A 12,510-nucleotide genomic window follows, 5' to 3' on the forward strand; every position below is an offset into this window, starting at 1 on the left:
CGAATGAGTGCAATAGCCGGTATTTATCGTTTCAATGGAGAAGATGCTCAGATCGAGCATGGTGGCTTTATGATGGAAGCACTGAAGCAGTACCCAGCTAATCAAAGTGCGTTATGGCATAAGGAGCAGGTATTACTTGGATGCCATGCACAGTGGATCACTGAGCAATCCATACACGAAACACTGCCATACTACGACCATCATCGAGAGCTTGCTATAACGGCAGATGCCATCATTGACAACCGGGATGAATTAATGGATCAATTGCAAGTATTACATAATGTTAGGAAAAGTATGACAGACAGTGAAATCTTACTGCTCGCTTATGAGCAGTGGGGTGAAAGTATGCCAGCAAGACTGGTCGGAGATTTCGCCTTCGTTATTTGGGATGAGAGAAAGAAGCAATTTTTTGGAGCTAGGGATTTCTCAGGCGCTCGCACGCTCTATTATCACCGCAATGAACAGCAGTTGTCCTTCTGCACCGTGATCCATCCGTTGTTGTCTTTGCCTTATATACATAAGGAGCTTAACGAACCATGGCTGGCTGAATTTCTCGCAATCAGCGGTGTTTTCGAGCCACCGGATCTTTCAACTACTATTTATAAACATATTGAACAATTACCGCCGTCTCATACGATCAGCATCAAGAATAACAAGGTGGTTATTACTAGATACAATGCCCTTTCGGATGTAGCTCCTCTACAACTTACATCATCGCTAGATTATGAAGAAGCATTCCGGAACGTGTTCAATATAGCCGTCACTTCAAGGATCCAACGCACTAACCGAAATGTCGGTGCTCATCTTAGCGGAGGGTTAGACTCAGGTGCAGTCGTTAGCTTTGCTGCTAGAGCCTTACAGAATAATAACCGTCCACTACATACATTCAGTTACGTGCCTGAAGATGGATTCGTGGATTGGACATCAAAGTACAGACTCGCAGACGAACGGCCACTCATCAAACAAACCGTACAATATGTAGGTAACATTGACGACAATTACATGGATTTCAAAGGAAGAAGCTCCTTATCTGAAGTTGATGATTGGCTTGATATTATGGAATCGCCGTACAAGTTCTTTGATAATACCTTCTGGTTGAGAGGAATTTATGAGGAAGCACAACAACGCGGAATCGATATTATGCTCAACGGAGCCAGAGGAAATTATAGTATCTCTTGGGGGCCTGCGATCGAATATTACACGAAACTTATGAAGAAATTTGAATGGCTTCGCTTATCACGAGAAATTAAGCTATTCAGTAAAAATGTCGGAGTAGGACGCAAGCGTGTCTATTCTATTGTCGGCCGTAAAGCATACCCGATTTTGGAGCGAGTAAGACCATCCAGCTCACCTTATGACTATCCCCAATTAATAAATTCAGATTATGCCAAGTTAGCTGGAGTCTATGACAAGCTTGGAGATACCAATTTCACAGGTATTGGATCGACACAGGATTTACCAGCAGATCCGCTTGAAGCAAGAAGGCAACATTACGACCGCGTGAATATGTGGAGTACAACAGGCACAAGTAGTTGTAAGCTCTCTCTTCGATATTCGGTATGGAGCCATGATCCAACCAATGACCTTCGGGTTATTCGATTCTGCCTGTCAACTCCAATGGAACAATTCGTACAGAATGGCGTGGATCGTTCATTAGTTAGACGGGCTACAAAAGGTTGGCTCCCTGATCCAATCCGACTCAATCAACGTACCCGAGGGATACAAGCAGCCGACTCTATCCATCGAATGTCTGATGAATGGCCCGTGTTTATCGAAGAGCTTGAGCATTTGAGCCGTGATTCTCGAATGCAGCAGATCATCAACATGCCTGTCTTCCATAATGCACTAACAGAAGCCCGCAATGGCCTTCATCCGAATCAAGCCTACGATCCTACCATCAAGCTATTAATGCGTAGCTTAATCGTGTACCGATTTCTCCAAAAGAACTTTTGAAAGGGGGTGAAAACAATGAAAAAAGAGTGGAATATACCTGCTTTAGAAATACTTAACGTTAGCATGACAATGGCTGGTCCTGGTAATGCAAGACCAGACGGGGTACAACCGGATCCGGATGAAACAATACATCACACAAGCTAAACATAGGATATCACTCTTTTTGTAGCGCCCTTATATGCCTTGTTGGGTATAAGGGCTATCCTATTTTATTCGTAAATTAAGCAATGAGGTGAAGAATTGTGGTTAACATAATGAGCAAGAACATATATAAAGCATTCGGGTATTCCATACAAAGCGACATCCTACTACCTGAACTACAGCAGATATACAATCCTGAAAGTAACATTAATATTGATATTACTATCCGCTATGCTGATTTAACTGAAAAATGGTTAGAACTATCTGTCTCAACTAAGAAATTCGTAGTCACCGAGGACCTGATCATGTTCATGATACCCAACCTAGCAATCTTCGCCGTAGAAGGCGGAACAACCATCACGATTTCATCTGAGAAGGATGCGAACGAAGATAAACTTCGACTATATGTGCTTGGGTCATGTATGGGTGCTATATTACTGCAGAGAAAGATTCTGCCATTGCATGGCAGTGCGGTAGTCATTGACCATAAAGCTTACGCATTCATTGGTGATTCGGGCCATGGTAAGTCTACACTCGCTTCTGCTTTTATCCAGCGAGGATTCCAGTTGTTAACTGACGACGTCATCGCTGTTACACTGGATCAGCACAATATTCCTTATGTGACACCAGCTTATCCGCAGCAGAAGCTATGGCAGGAGAGCTTGGATACCTTCGGTATGAATTCAGATCAATTCCGTCCAGTATTCGATCGCGAAACCAAATATGCAATCCCCGTCACCTCCCATTTCTCTATTGACCCCCTCCCTTTAGCTGGTGTATTTGAGTTGATTAAGATGGATTGTAGCCAGCCAGAAATTCGAGCGATCGAGAAATTAGAACGACTTCCGCTTTTGTATCGTCATACATACCGTAATCTTTTCCTTCCAAACAAAGGCTTAACCCCATGGCATTTCGATACGACAGCTCGCATGTCAGGTCATATCGACATTTACCAAATCCAGCGTCCATTAAATCAGCCTACCGTACATCAACTGACCGACATGGTGTTATCTTCGATCGGGAAGTAATAGAAATAGAATGAAAAAAACAACCTGGATGATATATCCAGGTTGTTTCTGTTTACACTTGTTTAAATTCGATCCAGTCGATCTGCAAGCCTGGCTTGATGAACTCCAATTTCAATTCATAAAGTCCTGCTTCCAATTCGATTTTCACAAGCTTCTGTCTGATCCATTTACCTTCTGTTCCATTCGTTTGAATGGTCGTGATCAATTGATCATTCAAAGTTACATTACAAGCGCTTTGGGCCAATTCAGGTTCCGGAGACATGATGTTGACAATAATCCGGTATTGTCCGGCCTGATCCACTTGCATAAAAGTCGATCCAGCTATAACAGGTTTAACCTGTGCATCTTGTGATAGCGATTGTACATGTTCCGTTGATAGTGCTGGATTAGCCTTAAAGCTATCAACCGTTTCATCAATCTCATGTTTTCTAGAGAATACCGGTGCATGCATAATGAATTCACAAATATTGATGGCGGAGCGCTGAAGTTCTCCGCGAGTTAAAGTACCATTTCCCAAGGATTCCAAGGTATTGTCATCATAAGCATTAACTTCCGCCCCATAGTTACTAACAACCATATATAGATCGTTTTGGGCACGAACCATCCAGTTCGTATTCTTCCGATCTGCTGGTCCACCGTCAACAACATCGTTCATAACGGCCCACCAATCGGTCATAACAATACCTTTGAAACCCCATTCTCCGCGAAGAATCGTGGTATTCAAATCATAATTGGATGCTGCCCAATGCCCGTTGATAGGATTATAGGAGGTCATAATCGAATTGGCTCCACCTTGCTTCACCGCGATTTCAAAGCCTTTTAGATAAATCTCCCGAATAGCGCGCTCGGAGACAACTGCATCTACTTTACTACGATCCTTTTCCTGATTGTTGCAGGCGAAATGCTTCAGTGTGGCGTTAGAGCCACCCTTCATAATCCCACGTGTACATGCTGCAGCGAATTCCCCGGAGATCAGCGGATCTTCCGAAAAATACTCGAAATTGCGTCCATTAAGTGGACTACGTCGGATATTCAGGCCCGGTCCTAGCAAGGCGTCCACGTTGTAGCTTAATAATTCTTGGCCTTCCATAACATAAAGTTCTTCGACCAGTTCCGTATTCCAAGTCGCTGCGAGTAGAGTTCCAATGGAAACCTGTGTCGCCTTTTGCCCACTATCCATACGAATCCCGGACGGGCCGTCTGCCGTACAAGCAACTGGAATGCCGTAATTGAACAACGAATCGCTTACCCCACCGAAAGCTGAAGCCGTACCTGGAGTAACCAAAGGACTACTCATGCCCTCACCTCTAACGATCACAGCAAGGTCTTGATCACTGAGTTGGGCGATAAAAGCTTCCATGCTAACCTTTTGCTCATAGACATCTCTCAATTTATATCCTTGATCTCCGGTCTGCTGTAATGTTTCAGGAAGATTGTTCTCGATACGTTCCGCTAAAGATATCTTCCGCTTCGATACCTCTTCCGAGATGAGTTCATACGAACCATCTTCCTTTCGAACACCCGGCTTCATTCTCATAAAGCTTTCCGTCGGCGCCAGCGCCTCTTGCAACTGCTCCACGACTTGAAGTGCTTCTAGTACATAACCGCTTTGTCCTTCAACACCTATTTCTGCTAGATTCTTGACACTGGTTCCCATATAGAAACGGTATGTCCCGGCTTCCAACACATAAGCGGAAGGATGCCCAGTCACTCCAGCGTCATCATAAGAGGCAAGAGAATGTACTGGGAAACTCACAGTAATAAGCTGCGATTCACCCGCCTGTAAAACTCTTGTCTTCCCAAATGCTGCCAATGCTTTAGCCGGTTGCCCCAACTTTCCTTGCGGAGCTTCATAATAGACCTGCACGACTTCTTTTCCCGCAAAAGTCGTTCCAGTATTGGTTACGGTTACATCGATTTCAATGTGTTTTTCTCCTGCTTTAGTTGTCAGTTTGGCTTCCTTAGGCTCGATTGTAAATGTGGTATAAGATAAACCATAACCGAATTCAAACTGAACTTTATCCGGGTAGAACGTCTCGAAATAACGATATCCTACATAGATATCTTCCTGGTAAATGTTAATAAATTCATTGCCATAATTCTGGGTTGATGGATAATCTTCGATTGAATATGCTATCGTATCGGTTAATTTCCCGCTGGGTGTTACATCCCCAACTAACACATCGGCAATCGCATTGCCTCCTTCCATTCCCCCTTGCCAAGCGTAGATGACACACGGAATGGAATGGACATAACTTTCATCGTTTAACCAGCTCATATCGATAATATTCGAAACATTCAGTACAACAACCGTCTGATCGAAATAAGTAGTTACCAGTTTCAGCATAGCTTTCTCTTCTACTGTTAATAGATAACTTCCCTGCTCATTGGCATTATCCTGATCTTCTCCCGCTGTACGTCCGATGACCACGATTGCCTTAGTGGATCTTGTTCTGGCCTCTGACACTAGCTCAGCGCTTAATGGCATTTCTTTTTGGAACCAAGGTTCCGCAGCCCATCCACCCCCGCCATTATCGAATGGATTTTTTTCAATCCACTTTTCATATACAGCTGCCAATTCTTCGTTGATTGTAATATTCTTTTTATTTCGAAGACCATCTAATAGATTGGAAGTATAGGTAACATGGACACTACCACCTGAACCCGTACCGCTTCGATAATAATTAACCTGAGTTCTACCAAAAACTGAAACGTTTTCGGAATGTCCAAACGGTAGAATATTTCCTTCATTCTTTAACAAAACCGCGCCTTCTGCGGCTACTTTTCTACTGAATTCAGCAAAACCCTCTAATGGAGTGCCTGGTTTCTGATTAATCAATTCATTCTCTCCTTATATCGCCAGAATACATATTGATAGTTATATATATAAGGTACCTCATCCTTAACAAAATTTCCATTCATTTTGTCAATCCATGTTTTTTTGTACATCAGTCCACTAACGGATACTTTGTCTTAATCCCACATGTAACTTTCTCAAGAAATCATTTAATTTTTCGGTACACAAGAGCATAGCAATGGCCAACATAATAATAAACCACGGAAAGATACTAATAGTTATATTTGTTGCAAGCAATCCGAGAAAAGGAGGTACTAGCGTACTACCCGTATAAGCAGCGGCCATTTGAAAGCCCATGATGGTCTGAGCATTCTTTTTCCCAAATCGTGCAGGCGTTTCATGCAGCATACACGGGAATATTGGCGCTAACCCCAATCCAACAATCATAAATCCCACTAACGAGAGGATAGGAGGGAACGGTAGCACAAGTAATATTGTACCAAATAAAGCGATAAGTTGGCCGTACCTAATCAACATTCGACTACTCATTTTAAACGTGATAAATCCAGTAATCATTCGCCCAACAGTAATACCTATATAAAACCAAGAAACCCATTGTGCTGCTGTTGCTGCAGGTAAATTTTTTATATTTACAAGAAAGCTACTTCCCCATAATCCCATGCTTGCTTCAATTCCACAGTAAAATAAAAAGGTTAGCAATGCTAATTTGACCCCTTTTATATTCCATGGCTTTGTATTCTCAGCAATTTGCTCTAACTCTTGATTAATCAAATTATGTTCAGCCTCAACATTTGTTACATTACTTCTTTTAGCAACTCTATCCCACAAAGGAAGTGTAACAAATAGAATAATAACTAGACTAAATTGAATACCCGCAACAACGAGATATCCTTGTCTCCAATGATTGTTGCCTGAAATAGACGAAGCCATAATGATTGGACCTAGTGTAGCGCCTACGCCCCAAAAACAGTGTAGCCAACTCATATGATGAGCTTTGTAGTGAGCAGCAACATAATTATTTAATCCTGCATCTACAGATCCGGCACCTATACCTAGTGGAATGGCGAAAACAATGAACCAAATTAGTGAAGGAGACCATGCAAAACCAAGTAAAGCTCCTGCAGTCAATATACAACTCACAAGCGTCACTTTTCCCGTACCAAAACGTTGCAGCACTGTTCCACTTAACAAGCTTGATACAATTGTACTGCCTGCAATAACCATTGAGACAATTCCTGCAGTTCCTAATGATGCATTCAGATCCATTCTCATCACTGGCCATGCCGATCCGAGCAATGAATCCGGCAACCCTAAACTGATAAACGCCAAATATATAATAATTAAAAAGAAAGTTGCCATCGGTATCTGTACTCCTTAGTGTAGGTCATCTATTTGTTGCGAAATTAATAAACTCAATCCGAGACTTTGTAATCCATTTAGATAATCATGCTTCATATCACTTGCAGCTAACTCTGGGAGATGTTCTTTTGGAACGTATGTGGCACTTCGCTCAACAATTTGATGAAGAGTCAACGTTTCTATTTCATCGTCGCAAAAAATAATATAATGAGGATTCAAGATAGAGGTGATGGAGGCCACTAACCGGCTAATCGCATCCGTTTTTCTCTCCATTTGTTCAATACTTCTCTCTCCATCATTTCCACATGATAAAGCTTGTAGGAAGTTTCTATCGTCATACTGTGGAACAAATGACACTTCTCCTGAAAAGTACGTTTTCCCACGCACAATTCCACCATTGATTACTATTCCGGCACCTGGACCATTTTTCCCTAAATACAAATAGAACAAAGAGATGTTGTCCCCTACTTTCCTTTGATCCATATAGCCGATTACGGCCGCATTCATATCATTCTCTACGACTGTTGGGATAGAGAGTTGCTCCTCTATAACCTTTTTCAGATCTACATTATGATAGTTTTCATATCCTGGTATATGAAAGATTGTTCCGTTATTAACCGCACCTGGAACACCAATGGCCACAGCATGAATGTTAGAATAAGAACTCCTTTTATTCTCAATAAATGCGGCTAGATGTAACACATCTTCCTCTAGCATACTATGAGTGTTACCTTGCTCAATCACTTCTCCTAAACAATTAAAAACGGTATAGTTGGTCTCACTTTTCTCTAAAAAAATGGCTATCCCCAGCATATAGTTCGGATGATATGTATATCTTATTGCCCTTCTTCCCCCGCTTGATTCATCAAGACCTACGGAAGTTACCTCCCCTCTGTTCTCCATTTGCTTCAGAAACTTACCGATGGTTGGAAAACTAATTTGTAAATTATGACTCAATTCAACCTTCGTTGCACTTCCATACTCTAATAGTGTAGATCGAATGCTTCGTATTATTTCTGATTTCATATGCGAAGTAAGTCGTATATCACTCACCATACCCCCCATCTTATTATCAAAGTGACTTATTAAACGTGTTTAATAAGTCACTTTGATAATAACAGGAATACGTTACACTGACAAGTTACAATGTGAATGACTATGTATTCAGAATACACAAAAGAGACACCTAAAGTGTCTCTTTTGTGTGAAAACCGTATACGATCTACAAGAATGTTTATTAATTACGGATAAGATAATCAAATGCACCTAACGCTGCAGTAGCACCTGATCCCATTGAAATAATAATTTGTTTATAAGGGCTATTTGTACAGTCACCAGCAGCGAATACGCCAGGGACATTGGTTGCGCCATGATTGTTCACAACAATTTCACCAGTACGAGTACGTTCAACCGTGTCACCTAACCAGTCTGTATTAGGAACGAGACCGATTTGAACAAATACCCCTTGCAATTCAATATGCTTCGTCTCACCGCTCTCACGCTCGATGTAACTAATGCCGTCAACTTTGCTTGTTCCAGTGATTTCTTTTACTTGAGCATTCTTAAGTACAGTTGTATTTGGCATACTGTTTAGACGGTCTTGTAATACAGAATCAGCTTTCAACTCAGGCATAAATTCCAGAACCGTTACATGTCCCGCAATACCCGCGAGGTCGATTGCTGCTTCAATCCCAGAGTTACCGCCACCAACAACCGCAACATGTTTTCCTGCGAATAAAGGACCATCACAATGCGGACAGTAAGCAACACCTTTATTCTTAAATTCTGCTTCACCAGGCACGCCAAGGTTACGCCAACGGGCACCTGTAGTAACGATTACAGTCTTACTCTTTAGAACAGCACCGTTGTCCAATTCAACTTCAATGAGATCTTTCTTCTCTAAAGACTTCACACGTTGTGCCTTCATAATATCAATGTTGTATTCTTTGGCATGTTCTTCAAGACTTGCAGCAAGCTTCGGACCTTCAGTGTATTTCACACCTATTAAGTTCTCAATACCCAAGGTATCATTGACTTGTCCGCCGAATCGTTCAGCAACAATCCCCGTACGAATACCTTTGCGTGCCGCATAGATTGCTGCACTTGCTCCAGCAGGTCCACCTCCGACAACTAGTACATCGTATGCTTCCTTATTCTCAAACGCGGATGCATCTGAGGTGCCCAATTTAGCAAGAATATCATCAATTGTCATTCGGCCACTTTCAAAGAATTCACCGTGAAGATGAACGGTCGGCACAGCCATAATTTCCTTGCTTTCTACCTCATCCTTGAAAGCTGCTCCGTCAATCATCGTATGAGTAATACCAGGATTAAGGATACTCATCAAGTTAAGTGCCTGCACAACATCAGGACAGTTATGACAGGTTAGGCTCACATATGTTTCAAAGTGATACTCACCTTTAATGTTCTTAATCTGATCAATAACGCTTTGATCAACCTTTGGAGCTCGTCCACTCACTTGAAGTAAAGCCAAGACTAATGAAGTAAACTCGTGTCCCAACGGTATCCCAGCGAACGTTACGCCAGTATCTTCACCTACGCGATTTACGCTAAAACTAGGAGTTCTAGTTAATTGTGTTTTCTCTATTGTAATCTTGTTTGACATGCTGGATAGTTCATTAATCAGATCCATCATGTCATTCGATACGGAATCAGTACCTACACTTACTTTCAGCAGAATATCGCCTTCCATAAGCTCAAGATATTGCGCCAGTTGTGCCTTTATATCTGCATCCAGTTTCATGTTATCTCTCCTTAAATCTTACCTACTAGATCAAGACTTGGTTTCAATGTTTCAGCGCCTTCTTTCCACTTCGCTGGGCAAACTTCACCTGGATGATTGTGTACATATTGCGCAGCCTTAATCTTGCTAATCAACGTACTTGCATCACGGCCAATACCGCCTGCAGTAATCTCAACAGCTTGGATCACACCGTTCGGATCAATGATAAATGTACCACGGTCTGCCATACCGTCTTCTTCAATCAACACTTCAAAGTTACGGGAAATCGTATGTGAAGGGTCACCAATCATAATATAAGTAACTTTACCAATAGCTTCAGAACTATCATGCCATGCTTTGTGTACAAAGTGAGAATCTGTTGATACGGAATACACTTCTACCCCAATATCCTTCAAAGTTGCATATTGATCTTGCAAATCTTCAAGTTCAGTAGGACAAACGAATGTAAAGTCTGCTGGATAAAAACAAACTACGCTCCATTTACCTTTCATATTTGCTTCAGAAACCTCGATAAACTCACCATTCTGAAAAGCTGATGCTGCAAACGGTTTTACTTCTGTTCCTATTAGTGACATAATATTATTCCTCCTAGTATAGTATAGTTGTTTTACTAACCAACTCTTATTTATAATTATTATTATATGCTAATAATTTTCATTGTCAAACTTGTTCACGAAGTGTTCATATTCTTTAATATGTCTCAAACGAACTCAAAGTATTCGTTTGAGCTTCTAACGCTGAATCAGAAGGACTCCGCAGTCATGACTATGATAGATATAGAGATTCGCAAGAAGGGTCAACAATTCAATTTATGAACAAGAAGAACCCGCTCTATGAGTGGTTCTTCTAATATGGACTCGAGGCCCTATCCGTTAATAATGGTATATTATGCTTCTACAGGTATTGTCACAATTTTGATGTTAGCGTTGCGACCCCCTGATTTAATTTTCTCTTGTATTTCTTAAGAAATATAACCATTACATAATACATAAACCATAAACTAAATGCTCCTACAAACATAATCATCCCTATCGCAAGATCGTAGGGATACCCGTAAAACCCTATAGAAGTCGGCCGTACAGTGAGAAACAAGAACCAAAAAGGAGCTGCACATGCCCCATATCCGATCAAGGATAGGATTGATCTAACAAGATTTTTGGCATATAAGCCTTTTCTCCATAATCTCCTTATTAGAAACACAAGAAAGAACGTGCCTAGAAGAATAAGTGTAATCGAGATGATGCCAAGTAGTTTGCCCAGGGTGAATGGTGCTAAGTTTGATTCCGGCTCATGCCCTAACATAACAGATGTAATCCCCTCAATCATTTGCTGCTGTATTTCAGGATGAAACTCACCAAGAAATAACGTGATGCCTAGATCATGTTCTGGTATAAAAAGAATAGCAGTTGCTGAGCCAACCCCATCACCGGTTTTATAAAAGGTGGCATTCTGATGCAGTTCCTTCCTCTCAAAACCGCTGGCCGTATAGGACGCGTTATTCATTTCGGTGGTAACGTATCCGATTCTGGATTCTTCTATGCTATCAGGTGCCAATAAGGAGTACTCTGCAAAGCCTAATTGAGCAGAATGGAACTTACTTAGGTCCTCAATCGTGCTGTATAGACCCCCCTCTGGATCTTGAGCACTACCAAACGCTTCAAATGAACGGTTGATATGAACCTTATTTGCTAAAAACCAAGTATATTCTTTGGCTAATTGTGAATCTGTGATGCTATTAAGATGATGCCCGAATACTGTGTCTTTCATTTGAAGCGGATCTAGAATCTTTTGCTGAATGTAGTCATAATAACTCAACCCTGACACCTGTTCGATCACAAGTCCCAAAATACTATAACAGCCATTGCAGTAGCTTCCTGATTGGCCTGGCTCTTGTGTAATCTCGATTTGATCAAACAATCGCACAAAGTCTTCCAGTGAATCACGGGCTTTATTATCCTCAAAAACGAGTCCATCGGTCTGAAATGAGCCAATCCCCCCTGCCGAATGAGTCAAGAGATGCCGCAAAGTAATTTGGTCAGTAAGTTCTTTTTGTTTAAATTGAAACCAAGGGATGTATGTACTGACGGTCTGATCAATATCTAATAGCCCCTCATGCTGTAATTGATAAATGGCCGTTGCTGTAAAAGATTTTGTAACGGAAGCGATGGAGTATACTGTGTTTTCATTAGGCATTTGCTCCCGCTCTAAGTCTAGCTTTCCGAATCCTTGCGACCGAATCAGCTTATCCTGATGAGTAATTCCAAGCACACCGCCAACTATGTCATTCCGCTCCATTTGCTCATTGAAATAAGATACTGCTTGATCTAGTCTTTCTTCGCTAATCACTGAATCCTGTATCCCCTCTGCCATTGCCTCGGATGTAAATGGAATAGTTAATATGAACACCATCATAATCAACAGGATTGGTTTGATCCATCTCACCCTCA

9 protein-coding genes are annotated in these 12,510 nt (G+C 41.5%); 3 read left to right on the plus strand and 6 right to left on the minus strand.

Going from position 1 to position 12,510, the window contains the following annotated elements:
- The first annotated feature begins 3 nt into the window (after positions 1-3).
- From LPB68_RS10970 to LPB68_RS10975, 3 genes are all read left to right on the plus strand, one after another.
- Entirely contained in the window at positions 4-1,953 is a 1,950-nt protein-coding gene (locus tag LPB68_RS10970; protein ID WP_068654722.1) for an asparagine synthase-related protein, read from the plus strand.
- A gap of 15 nt (positions 1,954-1,968) precedes the next feature.
- Complete coding sequence (locus LPB68_RS22775; RefSeq protein WP_157756135.1) at positions 1,969-2,097, plus strand: paeninodin family lasso peptide; 129 nt, start codon at positions 1,969-1,971, stop codon at positions 2,095-2,097.
- Positions 2,098-2,195: 98 nt separating this feature from the next.
- Positions 2,196-3,122: a phosphoenolpyruvate carboxykinase (ATP) gene (locus LPB68_RS10975; RefSeq protein ID WP_068654724.1), complete on the plus strand. Its 927-nt coding sequence runs from the start codon at positions 2,196-2,198 to the stop codon at positions 3,120-3,122.
- A gap of 52 nt (positions 3,123-3,174) precedes the next feature.
- On the opposite strand, the gene LPB68_RS10980 is transcribed toward LPB68_RS10975, so the two are convergent.
- The 6 genes from LPB68_RS10980 to LPB68_RS11005 form a co-directional block, all read right to left on the minus strand.
- Positions 3,175-5,961, minus strand: a complete 2,787-nt coding sequence (locus LPB68_RS10980) for a glycoside hydrolase family 3 C-terminal domain-containing protein (RefSeq protein ID WP_068654726.1) — start codon at positions 5,959-5,961, stop codon at positions 3,175-3,177.
- A 117-nt stretch (positions 5,962-6,078) separates the two neighbouring features.
- Positions 6,079-7,299, minus strand: coding sequence for an MFS transporter (locus LPB68_RS10985; RefSeq protein WP_068654728.1), 1,221 nt, complete (start codon positions 7,297-7,299; stop codon positions 6,079-6,081).
- Positions 7,300-7,314: 15 nt separating this feature from the next.
- Complete coding sequence (locus LPB68_RS10990; protein ID WP_068654729.1) at positions 7,315-8,355, minus strand: ROK family transcriptional regulator; 1,041 nt, start codon at positions 8,353-8,355, stop codon at positions 7,315-7,317.
- A 181-nt stretch (positions 8,356-8,536) separates the two neighbouring features.
- Positions 8,537-10,063 carry an alkyl hydroperoxide reductase subunit F gene (gene ahpF / locus LPB68_RS10995; RefSeq protein WP_068654730.1) on the minus strand — a complete coding sequence of 509 codons (1,527 nt, stop codon included), beginning with the start codon at positions 10,061-10,063 and terminating at the stop codon, positions 8,537-8,539.
- Positions 10,064-10,074: 11 nt separating this feature from the next.
- Entirely contained in the window at positions 10,075-10,638 is a 564-nt protein-coding gene (gene ahpC / locus LPB68_RS11000) for an alkyl hydroperoxide reductase subunit C (RefSeq protein ID WP_068654731.1), read from the minus strand.
- Between the two features lie 331 nt (positions 10,639-10,969).
- Positions 10,970-12,505: a serine hydrolase domain-containing protein gene (locus tag LPB68_RS11005; RefSeq protein ID WP_068654732.1), complete on the minus strand. Its 1,536-nt coding sequence runs from the start codon at positions 12,503-12,505 to the stop codon at positions 10,970-10,972.
- Between the last annotated feature and the right edge of the window lie 5 nt (positions 12,506-12,510).

Source organism: Paenibacillus crassostreae, assembly GCF_001857945.1.
Lineage (GTDB): Bacteria > Bacillota > Bacilli > Paenibacillales > Paenibacillaceae > Paenibacillus_AQ > Paenibacillus_AQ crassostreae.